We start from the raw sequence: 15,668 nt of genomic DNA, 5'->3' as shown, positions 1-15,668 counted from the left end.
TTGCTCAAATTCGCTTTCCATAGTACAATAGTAAAACATAACACGACAAATAACTAAGGAGTTTTTTCTATGAACAGCCGAAAAAAATATGATTTTTCCATTCCATTATACTATTTTTTCTTTTTTGGAGCACAGTGCCTGATTATTTCCTACATGAATGTCTACTTAGAAAAGCATCTGGGCTTTACCGGCAGCCAGCTAGGACTTTATACTGGCATTACACCTCTGGTTCCAGCTGCCATTATTCCCTTTGTTGGTCTTCTATGTGACCGCACCCGACGTTACAAGGAAATCTTTTTAGCCTTTTTAGGCCTGGCACTGGCTTCTGCTGCCATAATGAGCTTTCAGACCTTGCTTCCTATGGTACTTCTTTTGGGAGTAATTCTTGAAACTGCCCGTTCATCCTGTATTTCTCTAGCAGATGCCCAGGTCACGGAATACTGCGCCCAGACAGGCAAAAACTATGGTCTGTTTCGGATGGGTGGTTCCGTAGGCTGGGTAGTTTTTGGAATGCTCATTGGTTTCTTAACAGCCCGCATCCCACTGAATACACTGCTATTTCCAGCTTATTGCATTCTTACCCTGATTACACTTTTCTTTGCTGTACTGTTTCCTGACACCAAACGGCTACAGCCAAAAAAAGGCCATCCATCAAAGGCTTCTTCTGTCAAAAATCCAATCCTGGTCTTGCTTCACAACAAGCCTTATGTAGCCATGCTTATAATTACCATTGTTATATGCCTTGCCGGCGAATCCTGTCTATCCTACAGCGGCAATCACCTGGTAACTACAATGCAGGCCTCAGAGACTCTTATCGGCTTGAATACCGCTTTTTGCGTAGTTCCTGAGTTTTTCTTCTTCCCTGCAGCAGCCTGGCTTTTAAAGAAATATGGTTTTAAAAAGATGTATCTTTTGGCAGCCTTTGGTGTTACGATACGTTTTTCCATCTATTTTTTCACTGGCAATCCGTATCTTTTTCTTGTCGGTTCCCTGTTTCACTGTCTGGGCTCCGGCACTTATACCGCTGTCAATCTTGCCTTTATTCATGACAAGGTGGATTCCTCTATGTTTGGTACCGCCGTTACCCTGCTTGGTACAGTATCTACCGTTGCCCGTGCCCTGTTTGGTTATGGCTTCGGTTATTTGTATGAACATTTCGGCAGTCGCTATATTTTCTTAAGCGTCATTCCTCTGGGTATTCTTGCGATTATTTTCCTTTTAAGCACCCAGCTTTTTAATGAAGATCCAACTACATAAATATTAGATTTTTAACAAAAAAACTTGATTTTTCGTGTATTTTTGTTATACTAAAAATTAATAAGATGAACTTAAAAATAATTTTATTGAGAGGGTGCTACTATGTCAATTAAAAAACGTATCGGAGCTGTTATTATTGCCTCCATTGCTGTCCTGGTCATTGTTTTATTATTCCAGACTTCACAGCAAAGAAAAACGGTAACAAAAGAACTAGAGACAACAGTCTCTCTGATTTCAGAAAAGGCAGAGGGGGAAATCGAAGCCAGTCTAAAGAGTACTGCTAAAAATATAGCTGATTATGCAATTTCCCTAGAAAACCAGACGGATGAAGCAATGCTCAATGCTGCTTTTTATCTGCAGGATGCCTATCAGAATAATCCGGCTCTAACGGATGGTGATCTGAAAAATATTGCAAAAAAGCTCAATATGACAGATCTTTTAATCAGTAACAAAAATGGTGACTTTATTCTCGCCACAGATCCGGCTTCTAAGTCCGTCAATCTCTTTGACATCTGGGAAGGCTACCGGAGCCTTTTATCTGATAGCGATTTGGTATTGCCATCTGATTTGAAAATATCTGCTGAAAGCGATAGCATTTTTAAATACACCGCAATTCCACGAAAAGACGGCAAGGGCTGTATTGAGGCTGCACTAAATTCTGACAGTATCAAAAATGCTCTCTCCGGTTTTGTTGAGGGAACCAAGGGCTTTACATCCCTTATCATGGTAGACAGTAGCAATACAGTGCTGATTTCCTTTGGCGAAGAAGCAGAAACAACCTCTTATGTTGAAGGTGAGATTTCTACAGATACCAGCTTTACCGAAGTTTTTTCCAGCGGCACGGAAAAAATGGTTACAGATGACGAGGACAGAATCAGCATTTACTATCCAGTACAAAAGAATGATGCTGCCACTTACATTTTACGTCTTACTCTGGATAAAGCACCTTATTTTGCTGAAATGAATGTATTGTCCAATAATGCAACCACCCTGACTAACAGCCTAACAAAAAGCTTAAATATTGGGATTGTTGTCAATCTCTTCGTTTTATTTGCCATGGCCTTTTGTATTCTATTTTCTATGAACCATATTATGAAGCCGGTAATTACTATCGCTTCTGTGGCAGATAGAATCTCCAAGGGTGACTTAAATGTCCATATTCCAGGAAAATACCCTGGCGAACTAAATGTCCTGGTCAACACCTTTAATAGCATGACAGAGGATTTACATGGGATGCTTCAAAATGTCACCCAGACCTCTGATACCATTAAGGACTCTTCCAATACACTCCGAAGCTCTTTAAATGTAATTACGGAGTCCGGAGCTGCACTTTCAAATGCAATGGAAGAAATATCTACCGGTACCGCTAATTTGGCAAATGACAATAACGAGGTATATTCCAATACTATGGATTTGTCCTCTCATGTAGAAAACATGACCCAGAATATCAACCTGGTCAATCAGTCGATTGGTGCTATGGGACAAATCCATACCGAAGGTATTGATACCATAGATAACCTGGATGCACATTTCCAGGAAAGTATGACTGCTATCGAAGAAGTAGCAGTAAAGATTGGAGAACTGCAGATAAAGTCTAACTCTATCAATGCAATTATTTCCGCAATCAGTGAAATTGCTGCCCAGACCAATCTGCTGGCTCTTAATGCTTCTATTGAGGCCGCCAGAGCCGGAGAACAAGGAAAAGGCTTTGCTGTTGTCGCTGACGAGGTGCGTAAGCTCGCTGAATCCTCAACCAGCGAAACCCAGGAAATTGCTTCTATCATTAAAGATATTGCCAGGATTATCCAAATAACTGTAGAAAAAATGACCGCAACCAAAGAAAGTATTGCCGAGACCAATCAATCTCTGCATACTACAAAGGAAATGTTTGACCGGCTGCATAGAGCTGCCCAGCAGATTAATACTTCCTCTGCCGGCATCACAGATAGTATTTCCTATGTATCTAATGCAACGGAATCCCTTTTGAATCTGACAGAGAGTATATCAGCCATCTCCGAAGAGGTAGCTGCTTCCTCGAAATCCGTATCTGAGTCCAGCCTCCAGCAATCCGAAGAGCTCGGCACTGTAAACAGACAGATTATTATGATGAACGAGGTTACAAATGAATTAAGCCAGCTGTTAGAAAAATATCAGCTGTAGGCAGAAAGAGCCGCACACTAATTACCTGGTGTGCGGCTCCTTTTTACTGGCCAAAGTTTTCATCTAAATTTTTTGTTATTTCACCATCTATAAAATTCTTTTCTACCATTCCCTGCATAATCTCAATTGCTTTTTCGTGAGAAAAACCATCTTTATACGGTCTTGGCTCAGTCAGTGCCTGATAAATATCAAGACAGGCCATAAGACGCTCTTCAAAGCCCAATTCTTCTGCTGTTTTTCCAAAAGGATAACCGGTGCCATTAAGCTTCTCATGGTGATAAGATGCCCATTTGGTTATTTTTTCAAAGCCCTTTACCTTACTTAAAATCCACCAGCTTAAATAAGCGTGGCTCTGTATATGCTCATATTCCACATCAGTCAACTTATCCGGCTTCTCCAAAATGTTGCTGTCCACCGCCAGCTTTCCTAAATCATGCACAGCCCCTGCCAGATACAAAAGGGTGCACTTATCCTCATCCCAGCCGTAATATTTCCCCATCTGCTCTGCCCGGGCTGCAATCCCCTGAGAATGCCTTCTTGTAAAGCTGGATTTATAATCAATAATCTGAGCAAAAAAATCGCAGATATTATGTATCTCCGTATTAGAATATTCACGGAATCCGCTGTTTACTTCTCTTTGAAGTTTTTTATCCAATACTTCTCCTTTCATAAGCTCAAGCTTCTCCTCAGTAACTCCCTTAAGAAATGCCTGCACACATACTGGAGAATAGCGGATTCCTTCCTGTTCCTTTACATAAGCACAAATTCTGTCATATTTTTCCTGATTTACACTGCCTAGCTGGAATAAAGCATCCAAACTATCCCCCATATGAATCAGCTGTGCAAACAGCGGGGTTTCCTCTGCTCTTTTTCCAAAGGGGCCGCTGCCATCCGCCTCCTCATGATGATAAAGAACTGCTCCTTCCCATTTCTCAAAAAAGGGCAGTTTTTTCATATTTCGTTCTCCCATGACACAGTGGACTCCCAGATTATTTCCAGCAAGCTCTACCTTTGGGTCTCTGCCATTGCTACGTTCCATCTGGATATACTCCGTCAGGGCATTATCATGGAGGATTGCACAGCCCGCCAAATCTATCAAATCCTCATTTTCCATCTCCAATGCTTTCCCTAAAAACACACAAAGCCATGCCACACGTTTTCCATGATTAGCCGCCACCTGCACCAGCTGGTTTTCCACGCAGTCCAGCCCATAAGAAAAAGCATATAAAAGGTCGCTAAAATCTATTTTCATTTGTATTCTATCCTTTCTTTCTCTTAATTTGTATCCTAACACACCTGGTTAATGTTTTCAAGAGAGGGTGGCCAAGTCGTTGTTAAATGCAGAAAAAACAGTTCTAAACTTTACACTGGGGTAAGGCTTAAAAGGAGGCAGTCACAAAAACAGCCTCCTTTGAATCATATCAATTTTTTCACACTTCTAATCATAATTTATCAACGCATATTTCACATGATCTCTCCACACACCGCGAAGTCTCGCGAAGTCACGGCTAATGCCCTCTTTTTCAAAGCCCAGCCGTTCCAGCAGATGGATTGATGCTGCATTTTCCGGCACAACCAAGGCCTCAACCCGGTGAAGACCATACTCTCCAAAAATTATATTCTTCAAGCTGTAGGTCAAAGCCTCCAGCATATACCCCTGTCCCTGGAAATCCTTATCCAGCTTATAACCTACGGTACAGCTTTGAAAGCTTCCAAAACAAATGTGGTCAAAGCAAATAGAGCCAATAATCTGCTCCAGATTTTCCTTTCGATACAGATACAGTCTGAGATACCGCCGCTGCTCATACTGATGACGCTCGGCTACCAGACTTTTCCAGTGAAATTCCGGGGTATAAAAGCCCGGTGTCCTCTCCGGCTCAAATGGCTCAAAATGCTCCTTATTGCGGCTGTAAAAATCACAGACAGCCCGGCTATTCCTCTCATTCAGCACCTTCATCCAAAGACGCTGCGTCTGATAGCAACCTGCCATATCTAAATCCCCCTTATTTCCACCTGTGGAATTGTTTTCTCTAAAATCTGCTTAAATTTCTCCAGCACCGTCTGTAAAAGTCCCGTATCTTTATATCTATCGCAACATAATCTAAAAGACCTTCTTCCAGAAAAGCCTTCAAAACCTCCGGCCAGGTGCCGTTGGTATCTAGCTTTACCTTGATTCCAAGGATTTTTATTTTACGGATAAATTCTGGAATCGTCGGCTGCTCCTTCGGATGCAGCACCAGCGGAACGTTATGCCAGCTGTCCCGGATAGTCCAAAAGTGTTGTTTTATTAAATCTGAGTATTTCCATGTTGCGGCCTCTTTTTCTTCATGCTACTATATAATATAGCACAAACTAAGTTCTATTGCAAAAAGAGGAGTTCCTATGGATGTAAAATATATGAAGGAGGCTCTCCGGCAAGCAAAAAAAGCCTATGCCCTGGAGGAGGTTCCGATTGGATGCGTTATTGTATATGAGGATAAAATCATCGCCCGCGGTTATAATAAACGAAATACCAAGGGCAATACCCTGGCTCATGCAGAAATCATTGCCATCAACAAGGCAAGCCGCATACTGGGAGACTGGCGGTTGGAAGGCTGCACGATGTATGTAACCCTTGAGCCCTGCCAGATGTGTGCCGGAGCTATTGTTCAGTCAAGAATCCCGCGAGTTGTTATCGGCTCGATGAACTCAAAGGCCGGGTGTGCCGGTTCTATCATAAATTTGCTTCAGATGCCGCAGTTTAACCACCAGGTAGAAATTATCCCTGGCGTTCTGGAAAAAGAGTGCTCTGAAATGCTTCAGAGCTTTTTTAAAGAGCTTCGGGCAAAAAAAAAGAAGCGTCCCTCTTGCAGTGACTGCTAAAATAGGCTAAAATATTCTAAGGGAGTAGAAAAATACCCGAAATAGAGAGGACTAATTTCATGAAACGTTTTTTTGTACTTTGTTTATCTGCAGTTTTACTGCTTTCTAATACTATCCCAGCCGCTGCCACCGAAACCAGCGAGCCGACCTCCCAGACCACTGAGGCAGACAAAGACCTCTGGCCAAAAGGGCCTTCCGTAAATGCAAAAGCAGCTGTTCTTATGGATGCTTCTACGGGTCTGGTTCTTTATGAAAAAAATGCCCATAAAAAGGAATACCCAGCCAGCACAACCAAAATTTTAACTACCCTGCTCGCCCTGGAGAACTGTTCCTTGAAGGAAACCGTAACCTTTTCCCACAATGCTGTATTTAACCTGGAGGTTGGAAGCAGTCATATCGGCATTGATGAGGGCGAAAAGCTCACTGTAGAGCAGTGTCTTTATGCCATTATGTTGGCTTCAGCTAATGAAGTATCCACTGGTATTGCCGAGCACATCAGCGGCTCTGTAGAAGAATTTGCCAAACTGATGAATGCCCGTGCCAAAGAGCTGGGCTGCCTTAATACCCATTTTGCCAATGCAAATGGACTTCACAATGATGAGCACTATACCTCCGCCTATGATATGGCATTAATTGGACGGGCTGCCATGCAGAATCCAACCTTCCGAAAAATTACCGCAACCAAGAGGTATACAATCTCTCCTACCAACAAGCACGAAAATGAAAATGTATTTCCCAACCACCATAAAATGCTTATTGATTCGCCTTTTCAATATGAGTATTGTATCGGCGGCAAAACCGGCTATACGTCAAAGGCAGGAAATACCCTTGTTACCTTTGCAAAAAAAGGTAATGTAACTCTTGTTTGTGTTGTTATGCGGGCAAATGGCCCTACCTCTCCAGAGAACGAATATACGGATACAACTAAGCTGTTTGAGTGGGGCTTCGAGAATTTTACCCAGTATAATATCGATTCCGAAGAAACTGTTACAGAAGAAAATGCTGCTACCTTATTCACACGCTACAGCCCTCTATTTGATTCAGACGTTTCTCCACTAAAAATGGGCAGCAACGCTACCATACTTCTCCCTAAATCGGCAGATTTTGCCGATGCTAAGCGTGAGATTACCTTTCAGCCAAATAGCGAATTAAAAGAGGGTGACAACATTATTGGCTCGGTTACTTATACTTATGGCGGAAAAACCGTTGGTTCTTGTGACATCCTTTTTACCAAAGCAGAATCGCCTGCCCTTGCCGCTGCAGAAGCACCAAAAGAGGTGGACAACAAAACCGTCCGAACAGGCGAAAAATGGAATCTTAAGCCGCTCATTATCCTTGTTATTTTCCTGATTTTAGGAGCGGGTGGCTACCTCTACTGGAAGCTAAATCGAAAGGGTCGTCGTAAGACCTTTGATTTCAGATAAAAGCTTAAGATGAGTTAAGCAGCAGATGTCTCCTTTACACCTGCTGCTTTTTCTTTAATTCCCGATATCTCTCCTGTATTTCCTTTGCTCCTTCTTTGCTTGTCTGACTCACTATTTTTACTACAAAATAATGTCCATCCCTGGTTTTATGCACACGAATTCTTCCCTTCATATATCCGTGCTCAGCACAGTATCCAATACAATAATAATTCTTTTTCATACTGTTACTAAACCAGTTAATTCGTTTACGAATTAACTTACCACATTGATGACATTCCAACCTTTGTATTCTTTTATCTCTTAAAGCTGCCTCCCGACTGTCATACTCTTTAGAGATCAATTTCGTATAGGTTCCATAATCAACATAAACCTCATCCTCTTTTGTCTTAGGATTATGATAGTAATCGATAGAAAAATACCGTTTTACTATACGCTCACTGATTTCCTGAAATACCCGTGCAGTATACTCTGCATCTGCCAAAGCCCTGTGAAACTCTTCCTTTTGGGCAAATTCGTAATAATCCACTGCATACTCCAGTGTGTGCGGATTTTTGTGTCCTTCTGTCTCCAGAGAAAACAGCTTTTGTATATCACAATAGAAAAATGGCTTTTGAAATACTTCTGTAATCCCGAAATGTTCCATATTTCTCTGAAGCTCAATTAAATCCATCGGCCCCCAGGTGCCAAATCGGTATTCTTCTCCACACCAGGCAAGGAAATCTCTTATCACTGTCTCAAAGGCCTCTCCCTGTTCCAGCTCTTCCTTATCAATATGGATAATTTCCCAGGTTTTCTGATGAATATCCTTATATACCTGCGGCTTTATTAAGCTATGAAATTTTCCCTTAAACTGTCGGTTTTCATCCAGCTTTACTGCACCTATTTCAATAATCTCAAAAGGCAGGTCCCTTTCTCCCAGGTCCCTGCCTAATGGACATTGATTCCATTCTAAATCAATAATTATATAATCCACTTTGTTACCTGCCTTAATTTCCTAAGGATGAAAATAATGCTGCTATTTCATCCGGTCCCAGCTGCTTATTTGGATCACCCAGATCTATCTCTGGAGCCTCTGGTGCTGCCTCTGGCTCTGGTTCCGGTTCTTCAACTTCTGGAATTAGTTCCGGTTCCGGAACTGGTTCCTCTGCTGAAGTGTCCTCTCCTGCTCCCATACTTGCCAACAGTGCCGCTATATCATCCTGATTCATCTGTTTATTCGGGTCACCCAGATCTATTTCTGGAGCTACCTCTGGTTCAGGAGCTGGTTCTTCAACTTCTGGAATTGGCTCTGGTTCCTCTACTACTGGCTCTATCTCTTCTTCTGGTTCCGGAGTAGCCTCCTCTACTACAGGTGCCCCTGCTACAGTCACACTAAGACCGCCCAGTTTATTCCCAAGCTCTGTAAAGTCACGATCCAAAGCTTCAATAATTTTATCAGCAGAATCTATATTTTTCTGTACAAGCAGCTGTTCTGTCATTTTCCGAAGAGCCGCCAGCTGCTTTTCACCTGCCTGATTTACCGTAGCTATCAGCTTTTCTGCATCTGCTTTGGATAGAGCTGCCAGCTTTTTACTATCTTCACGATTATATTTTACAACCAGTTTTGCATTTTTATTCTGATCCTGTAAAAGCTGCTCTAGTGCAGCCTTAAGCTCCTGCTGTGCTTCTGCTGTTTTAGAAAGCTTTTCCTCCAGAAGCTCCTGTGTCTTTTTAAGCATTATATATTTTGCCTTATCTGCCTTCTGAGTTTCCTCACAAAAGCTTTGGATAATAGCCTCCTGTGCTTCCTTTTCCTCCTGATGCCTTAAAAATAAATCATACAGCTTATCAAAAAACAAATATGCAGCTGCAAGCGTTACTATCCCTGCCATTGCTAAAACAGGTACAGAGCTTGTATTTTTAATTAAATACAAATCCACTAAAAGCATTGCAAAAAAAAGCATGCCGATTACTGGTATACTTTTGTTCTTTTTCATCCCCAAGTCCTCCTGTACAGATAAGTGTCTATGGTAATATTATCACAATCTTCCATTTTTTACAACTTTCTGTCAGCAGTTTTCTTACCCTATTTATACTCCCATAAATTTTTTATCTGCCCCTCAATCTCCTCATAACTCCATGTCCTTTCGCTCCGCTCCTTACTATTTGGATCGTGGATTAAAAGCTTACCATCCTTTTTTCCATAGATGACAATAAAATGACCCGTCGTTGTAAAATCACCAGGCCGCATACTACAGATAATCTGATGACCGGTTTCCAGTGCTGCATTTATCTTATTTTTTGCCAGAGAAAGCTCCGAAGCCTCAAGTCCCAGCTCCCTTGCTCCCTCTGTCATAAGGCTCCACTGGGTTCCCGAATCCTCTGTGATATAACCCTTTTTCTCACTAAAGGCTGCCACTGCTCTTGGGTTCATGTCCACATCCTTTTTTAAACCTACTAGTACCATAGAAAGGCAGGTCGGTCCACAGCCATTGATAGCCAGCATTTTATTTCCATAGGAACTATAGCCCCAACGTCTGTCCCATTGAAGAAACAACGGTGCATCACTTTCCATTTCTTTTTTTGTCAGCTTTACCTCTTTATCCCATTTTTCACGGTTTGGATAATCCTTGACAAAGGCTTCTGTTTCCGGGTTCTCATCCAAAAGCTCCAAAAGCTCTGCCGGACACTCATTTTTTGATAATGCCTTTCCCTGTGCGATTTTTTCCAGCTGCAGTATCATTTCATTTCCTTTTTGCATTCCCAGCTGTAAAAATGCCAAAAGAAAAGCACCTGTCAGAATCCATTTAACCTTTTTCATTGTTTCTCCTCCAGAATCTTTTGTGATAAATCTATCCTATCAGATATCAATGGCCTGTTTTGGTGCTTTCTTCTTATTCTTTTCTTAATTTTTCTTCATTTCTTATTCTATACAGGATGCTCTGCCGGAAGACAGATTGTAAATACCGTGTGTTCCTCACTGCTTTCCACCTGAATCGTTCCCTTATGCTCCGTTACTATTTCCTTGGCAATCGCGAGTCCCAGCCCTGCACCACCTGTTTTCGTAGAACGGGAAGCATCCAGACGGTAAAATTTTTCAAATATCATCTCCAGCTTTTGTTTTGGAATCACTTTTCCCTGGTTGGAAAAGGCAATATGAACCCATTCGCCCTCCTTTACCGCCTGTATAGCAATCTCGCTGTTTTCGTAGCTATAGGCTATTGCATTTTTCAAAATATTCTGAAATACTCTTGCCAGCTTGTCCGGGTCACCCAAGATATACAGTTCGCCCTCTGTCTCTACCGAGGCCCAACGGCTGCCAGCCTTTAAAAGCGGATAGCTTTCATCCGCAAGCTGTGCCAGCATAAAAGACAAATCAATCCGCTCCAGCTCTAAGGGTATCATTGACAGATTAAAACGGGTAATATCAAAAAATTCATTAATCAGCTCATCCAGTCGTTCTGCTTTCTCCAGCGTAATTCCGGTATATTTTTTCCGAAGCTCCTCTGGCATATCCGTTGTCTCAGAAAGCAGGTTAAGATAGCCTATGACAGAAGCCAGCGGAGTTTTGATATCGTGGGCAAGATAAGTAATCAAATCTGCCTTTTTCTGTGCCTCCAGCTGTTCCCGTTCCTTTCGCTTAATTCGCTCCAGCTTCTGGTAATTAAGCTCACTTTCCAGCTCTCCAAAGCCTTTTCCCAGCGTTATCTTTTTATCATCCTCTTCAAAGGCCTCCATAACCTTTCCCAAAGCACTTAACAGCCGCTTCATCTCAAAATGCTCTACAACGACCCAGCTGACCGCAAATATAATAAATATGCCAATCAGCATCCACACTACCTTATTCATTTTGGTCAGCCGGTGGGCAAAGCTCCATCCCAAATGGGCTTCAATAAACTCGATTCCAATGCCATCATAGACCGTATCTACAAAGCTCAAGGCAAAAACAGCCGCACTGCAGAAAAGGATGGCTCCAATCAAAACAATAAAATGCGTTCTCCACATTCTCTTTTTATAATCCGCTAAAAATCTTTTGTTCATAAGCACCTCTAATCAATTTTATAGCCAACACCCCACACCGTTTTGATATATTTGGGATTTTCTGCGGTCTCTCCCAGCTTTTCCCGTAAATGACGTATATGTACCATTATAGTATTGTTATTGCTAGAAAAATATTTCTCACCCCAGATTTCCTGGAAGAGACGGTCTCCACTGATGACCTGTCCCCGATTCTCGCACAAAATCCTTAAAATGTCAAATTCTGTCGGTGTCAGGCTAATAAGCTCTTCATTCAAGCGACATTCATGGTTTTTAATATTAAGGCGAATTCCTCCTATCGAAAGCTCCAGCTCCGGCTTTGTCTCTGTGGTATTATAGGTTGTTGCACGGCGAAGCTGTGCCTTAACTCTCGCTACCAGCTCCAACGGCTTAAAGGGCTTCGTTACATAATCATCGGCCCCCATACTCAATCCCCGGATTTTATCAATCTCTTCTCCCTTTGCAGTAAGCATGATAATCGGATAATTCTCTTTTCTGCGAATTTGATGGCAAAGCTCCATTCCATCAATATCCGGCAGCATAATATCTAAAATTGCAAAATCCAGCTTCTCTGTCCGGATACACCGGGCAGCATCACTGCCATTGTAAAATTTCCGGACAATATATCCCTCACTGGCCAGATATAGTTCTACCAAATCTGCAATTTCCTTTTCATCATCTACAACTAATATTCTGGTATCCATCCCTTACACTTCTCTTTCTCAATATCTATAGGCTTATTATAGCAAAGACACGAGAGCTTATATATTAAAATTTCCTTAAGAAATAGGAAAGCGGAGACCCTTAAAGCTCCGCTTTCTTATTTTACTTTATTTAATTTTTCAGCTTGAACTGATAAATCAATTCCTTTAACAGCTGTGCCTGGCTGGTCAGCTCTTCACTAGAAGCAGAGCTTTCTTCTGCTGTCGCTGCATTTGTCTCTACCACCTGAACAATCTGATCAATACCTGTATCAATCTGATGCACAGCTTCTGCCTGTTCACCGGAAGCTGCTGCAATACCATCAACCTTATCGGTAATTGCCTCTGCTGCTGTCACTACATCCTTCAGCTTTTCTGCCGCACCGTCTGCCATCTGCTTACCTTCATCCACAGCCCTTAAAGCTGCTTCAATATGCCGGCTGGAGGTATGTGCTGCCTCTGCACTCTGGCTTGCTAGTGCACTTACCTGATCTGCTACAACTGCAAAGCCTCTTCCTGCCTCTCCGGCCCTCGCTGCCTCAATCGAAGCATTCAAAGCTAAAAGATTTGTCTGGGCTGCAATATCATCAATCGTACCGATAATCTTACGAATCTCCTCAGAAGTTGTACTGATGGAATCCATCGCCTGTACCACCTTCTGCATCCAGTCATTACTCCGATTAATTTCTTCGGATACACCAACGACCTCTTTACTGATTTCATCGGCATTTTTTGCATTATCCTGTATTTTCTGGCTGACAGAATTTACCGTAGCTGATAACTTCTGTACAATGCCAGCCTGATCGGTTGCTCCTTCCGCAAGGGTCTGGGCTGCTTCAGCAATCTGTCCGGAGTCCTCGGATACCTGCCGAGCTGCATTTTCAATCTCTCTCATATCTGCAGATATCTTTTCTGTAAAATGATTCAGGGCTGTCTCTATATTTTTAAAATCTCCAATAAATTCATTTTTTACAGTTATGTCAAAATTACCGTCTGCCATTTCACTCATGAAGTTATCGATTTCCTCTATGTAGGACGACAGCTTTTTAATGGAAATGCGAAGCTCTTCTGCTACCTGGCCAATTTCGTCCTCTGAAGTATAGGCAATGTCAATATGCAGATTACCCTTTGCAAGCTCTCTGGAGGCCGCTCTAATCTCCTCCAGTGGTTCGGCAATCTCCTTTTGCAGCTGTTTTCCCTTTCTTCTTGATATGAAAACAGAAACAATAAACAGTATAATTAAGATAATTGTTGTAATTATCTGGATTACCTGACTTTTTACATGTTTTCCTTTTGCAGCCGCGTCTGACTGTGTGCCAACAGCACTCAGTGCATCCGCCAGAACCTCTGATATATCATTAAAATCGGTTTCATAGTAATTTACTGCTTTATCTGGCTGTCCCTGTTCTACCAGACTCAGCATGTATAAAGAAGCCTCTTCAAAACCAACAAAAGCCGTTCTCAACCTCTCTGCCGCCCTTTTATCTGATAGGTTCTTCTGAATAACCGACAAATAGCCTTCTATTTTATCAAAACGCTCTACAAGTTCCCTTTTTTGTGCTTCCGTAACCTCAGCATCATTACTGATAACAGCCCACAAAATTCGTTTATTGATGGTCTGTACATCCTTACGAATTTCCATCTGGTTCTTCGTTGTCTCGTACTGAACATTGTAGAACTCTGTCATGTTGTTTCCAATCAGCTGGAAGCTGACTAGAGAAAGTACTGCTGCTACTCCTAAAAGTACAATCAGAAAGCGTATAATCGCATTTAGTCTTTCCCCTATTTTTTTCTCTTTCTTTTCCATACCGATTCCTCCTCTTTAACAAATAATTAGTCCCAGCACCCCTGCTGTTAAAATAACAAGCGGAACACTTTTCTTTTTATAAATAATCAGCCAGGCTGCCAGAGCTCCAATTAAAATATTACTCCACAATACACCTCCACCTGTAGTCAAATAGCTTGTCCGACTCAAGGTGCAAATCACCGCCAATATTAACCCGATACAAACCGGACGGATAATATATAATATATCAGAAAAAATCGTTGTTTCCTTAAACTTTTTATAAAAAGCAGCCACCAGCATGGTTGTCGTTAATGCCGGCATCAGCACACCAAGAACAGCTGCAGTCCCCCCTACAACACCTGCAACCTGTGTGCCGGCAAAGGTCGCACAGTTAATCCCCAAAGGACCTGGCGTCATCTCTGCGATTGCCAGAATATTCGTAACCTCCTCCTGGGTCATCCATCCATGGCTTAGCATCTGTTCATTAATTACCGGTATCATGGACAGGCCGCCAAAGCTGGTAAATCCGATTTTCATAAAAACCCAGAATAATTCAAGCAGTACCACGTCTTTTTATACCTCCCATTATAAATGCACAGACAATTCCAATAAGCACAATCTGAATATTTCCAACATCTGCAAAAAGACTTAATCCAAAGGCTACCAAACAAGCGATAATGCACAGCTTATTCTTCAATGCTGTCTTTCCCAGACTGATTGCAGAGCCTGCAATAATTGGAACAACAGCGGAACGAATCCCCATTAATAGCTTTTCCACATAAGGATTATCCACGATTTCGTTGTATAGGAAAGTCACAATAGAAAGAATTGCAATGGATGGTACTACAACACCAATAATCGAAGCAATTCCGCCTAGAATCCCCGCAACACGATATCCAAAAATCATAGTAATATTGGTAATCATAATTCCCGGCATGGAACGGCCTACGGATGTTATATCCAAAAGCTCTTCCTTTGTAATCAGCTTTTGCTTATCAACAAATTCCTGCTCCATCTGTGCCAGGATACTCCAACCGCCGCCAAAGGTAAAGCAGCCGATTTTTACAAAAAACAGAAATAATTTTATTGGTGGAATTAACTTTTTCTGCATTTTCTCAACATCCCTTTTTTATAAATAATAACACTTTACCCTCCTAAAAACCACAAAAAGAAAAAAAGCTTAAAAAATTTTAAGTTTTTTACCAAAGAGGATCAGTTACATCAGCTGTTAGAAAAATACCAGGCTGTAAACAGAACCTGCATAATCTCAATCGCTTTTTTGTGGGAATTCCCCTGCTGTTTTTCTTAGCCTGTATCCTAACACACTTGTTCATTGTTTTCAAAAGAGGGTGGCAAAGTCATTGTTAAATGAAAAAAGCTGCTGTATGACGGATGACAGAAAACCAGCTTTGAGGAATAAAAACTTTTCGCAAAGGGGCTGATTTCACATGACCAAGAAAG

The 15,668-nt window shown here is 41.8% G+C and carries 15 protein-coding genes; 4 read left to right on the top strand and 11 right to left on the bottom strand.

The features are described 5' to 3' along the window. The first annotated feature begins 69 nt into the window (after positions 1 to 69). Both ASU35_RS10565 and ASU35_RS10560 read left to right on the top strand, forming a co-directional pair. Positions 70 to 1,257, top strand: coding sequence for an MFS transporter (locus ASU35_RS10565; RefSeq protein WP_058352990.1), 1,188 nt, complete (start codon positions 70 to 72; stop codon positions 1,255 to 1,257). Positions 1,258 to 1,359: 102 nt separating this feature from the next. Continuing rightward, positions 1,360 to 3,417 carry a methyl-accepting chemotaxis protein gene (locus tag ASU35_RS10560; RefSeq protein WP_058352989.1) on the top strand — a complete coding sequence of 686 codons (2,058 nt, stop codon included), beginning with the start codon at positions 1,360 to 1,362 and terminating at the stop codon, positions 3,415 to 3,417. A 43-nt stretch (positions 3,418 to 3,460) separates the two neighbouring features. On the opposite strand, the gene ASU35_RS10555 is transcribed toward ASU35_RS10560, so the two are convergent. The 3 genes from ASU35_RS10555 to ASU35_RS10545 all read right to left on the bottom strand — a co-directional run bounded on the left by ASU35_RS10555 (position 3,461) and on the right by ASU35_RS10545 (position 5,654). Further along, positions 3,461 to 4,669 carry an HD-GYP domain-containing protein gene (locus ASU35_RS10555; RefSeq protein ID WP_058352988.1) on the bottom strand — a complete coding sequence of 403 codons (1,209 nt, stop codon included), beginning with the start codon at positions 4,667 to 4,669 and terminating at the stop codon, positions 3,461 to 3,463. 186 nt (positions 4,670 to 4,855) lie between these two features. Beyond that, entirely contained in the window at positions 4,856 to 5,407 is a 552-nt protein-coding gene (locus ASU35_RS10550) for a GNAT family N-acetyltransferase (protein ID WP_058352987.1), read from the bottom strand. Between the two features lie 40 nt (positions 5,408 to 5,447). After that, positions 5,448 to 5,654, bottom strand: a complete 207-nt coding sequence (locus ASU35_RS10545; RefSeq protein ID WP_058352986.1) for a hypothetical protein — start codon at positions 5,652 to 5,654, stop codon at positions 5,448 to 5,450. Between the two features lie 145 nt (positions 5,655 to 5,799). Between ASU35_RS10545 and tadA the strand changes: the two genes are divergently transcribed. Both tadA and ASU35_RS10535 read left to right on the top strand, forming a co-directional pair. Further along, positions 5,800 to 6,279, top strand: a complete 480-nt coding sequence (tadA, locus tag ASU35_RS10540) for a tRNA adenosine(34) deaminase TadA (RefSeq protein ID WP_058352985.1) — start codon at positions 5,800 to 5,802, stop codon at positions 6,277 to 6,279. Between the two features lie 59 nt (positions 6,280 to 6,338). Further along, positions 6,339 to 7,703: a D-alanyl-D-alanine carboxypeptidase family protein gene (locus ASU35_RS10535; protein WP_058352984.1), complete on the top strand. Its 1,365-nt coding sequence runs from the start codon at positions 6,339 to 6,341 to the stop codon at positions 7,701 to 7,703. Positions 7,704 to 7,737: 34 nt separating this feature from the next. Here ASU35_RS10535 and ASU35_RS10530 read toward each other — a convergent pair whose 3' ends face one another. The 8 genes from ASU35_RS10530 to ASU35_RS10495 form a co-directional block, all read right to left on the bottom strand. Continuing rightward, a complete protein-coding gene (locus ASU35_RS10530) occupies positions 7,738 to 8,676 on the bottom strand; it encodes a 3'-5' exonuclease (RefSeq protein WP_058352983.1) in 939 nt (312 codons plus the stop codon). A gap of 13 nt (positions 8,677 to 8,689) precedes the next feature. Next, positions 8,690 to 9,679 carry a hypothetical protein gene (locus tag ASU35_RS10525; RefSeq protein WP_058352982.1) on the bottom strand — a complete coding sequence of 330 codons (990 nt, stop codon included), beginning with the start codon at positions 9,677 to 9,679 and terminating at the stop codon, positions 8,690 to 8,692. Between the two features lie 89 nt (positions 9,680 to 9,768). Further along, positions 9,769 to 10,503, bottom strand: a complete 735-nt coding sequence (locus ASU35_RS10520; RefSeq protein WP_058352981.1) for a C39 family peptidase — start codon at positions 10,501 to 10,503, stop codon at positions 9,769 to 9,771. A gap of 107 nt (positions 10,504 to 10,610) precedes the next feature. Beyond that, complete coding sequence (locus ASU35_RS10515; RefSeq protein ID WP_058352980.1) at positions 10,611 to 11,723, bottom strand: sensor histidine kinase; 1,113 nt, start codon at positions 11,721 to 11,723, stop codon at positions 10,611 to 10,613. An 8-nt stretch (positions 11,724 to 11,731) separates the two neighbouring features. Continuing rightward, the gene (gene vanR, locus ASU35_RS10510) at positions 11,732 to 12,424 is read right to left on the bottom strand and encodes a VanR-ABDEGLN family response regulator transcription factor (protein ID WP_058352979.1); all 693 of its coding nucleotides are present in this window, start codon (positions 12,422 to 12,424) and stop codon (positions 11,732 to 11,734) included. 130 nt (positions 12,425 to 12,554) lie between these two features. Continuing rightward, entirely contained in the window at positions 12,555 to 14,228 is a 1,674-nt protein-coding gene (locus ASU35_RS10505) for a methyl-accepting chemotaxis protein (protein WP_058352978.1), read from the bottom strand. 15 nt (positions 14,229 to 14,243) lie between these two features. Then, positions 14,244 to 14,774 (bottom strand): chromate transporter, encoded by a 531-nt coding sequence (locus ASU35_RS10500; RefSeq protein ID WP_058352977.1) that lies wholly within the window; start codon positions 14,772 to 14,774, stop codon positions 14,244 to 14,246. Then, complete coding sequence (locus tag ASU35_RS10495; protein ID WP_058352976.1) at positions 14,761 to 15,318, bottom strand: chromate transporter; 558 nt, start codon at positions 15,316 to 15,318, stop codon at positions 14,761 to 14,763. Before ASU35_RS10495 ends, ASU35_RS10500 begins: the two co-directional genes overlap by 14 nt. Between the last annotated feature and the right edge of the window lie 350 nt (positions 15,319 to 15,668).

Source organism: Acetivibrio ethanolgignens (assembly GCF_001461035.1).
Classification (GTDB): Bacteria; Bacillota; Clostridia; order Lachnospirales; family Lachnospiraceae; genus Velocimicrobium; species Velocimicrobium ethanolgignens.
This window is presented reverse-complemented; position numbering and strand designations above follow the sequence as displayed.

Bases quoted from the DNA above. Each gene is read 5' to 3' on its own strand.
- ASU35_RS10560 (WP_058352989.1), top strand. From the start codon at position 1,360: ATGTCAATTAAAAAACGTATCGGAGCTGTTATTATTGCCTCCATTGCT.
- ASU35_RS10550 (WP_058352987.1), bottom strand. From the start codon at position 5,407: ATGGCAGGTTGCTATCAGACGCAGCGTCTTTGGATGAAGGTGCTGAAT.
- ASU35_RS10520 (WP_058352981.1), bottom strand. From the start codon at position 10,503: ATGAAAAAGGTTAAATGGATTCTGACAGGTGCTTTTCTTTTGGCATTT.
- ASU35_RS10535 (WP_058352984.1), top strand. From the start codon at position 6,339: ATGAAACGTTTTTTTGTACTTTGTTTATCTGCAGTTTTACTGCTTTCT.
- ASU35_RS10565 (WP_058352990.1), top strand. From the start codon at position 70: ATGAACAGCCGAAAAAAATATGATTTTTCCATTCCATTATACTATTTT.
- ASU35_RS10555 (WP_058352988.1), bottom strand. From the start codon at position 4,669: ATGAAAATAGATTTTAGCGACCTTTTATATGCTTTTTCTTATGGGCTG.
- ASU35_RS10515 (WP_058352980.1), bottom strand. From the start codon at position 11,723: ATGAACAAAAGATTTTTAGCGGATTATAAAAAGAGAATGTGGAGAACG.
- ASU35_RS10505 (WP_058352978.1), bottom strand. From the start codon at position 14,228: ATGGAAAAGAAAGAGAAAAAAATAGGGGAAAGACTAAATGCGATTATA.
- ASU35_RS10495 (WP_058352976.1), bottom strand. From the start codon at position 15,318: ATGCAGAAAAAGTTAATTCCACCAATAAAATTATTTCTGTTTTTTGTA.
- vanR (WP_058352979.1), bottom strand. From the start codon at position 12,424: ATGGATACCAGAATATTAGTTGTAGATGATGAAAAGGAAATTGCAGAT.
- ASU35_RS10525 (WP_058352982.1), bottom strand. From the start codon at position 9,679: ATGAAAAAGAACAAAAGTATACCAGTAATCGGCATGCTTTTTTTTGCA.
- tadA (WP_058352985.1), top strand. From the start codon at position 5,800: ATGGATGTAAAATATATGAAGGAGGCTCTCCGGCAAGCAAAAAAAGCC.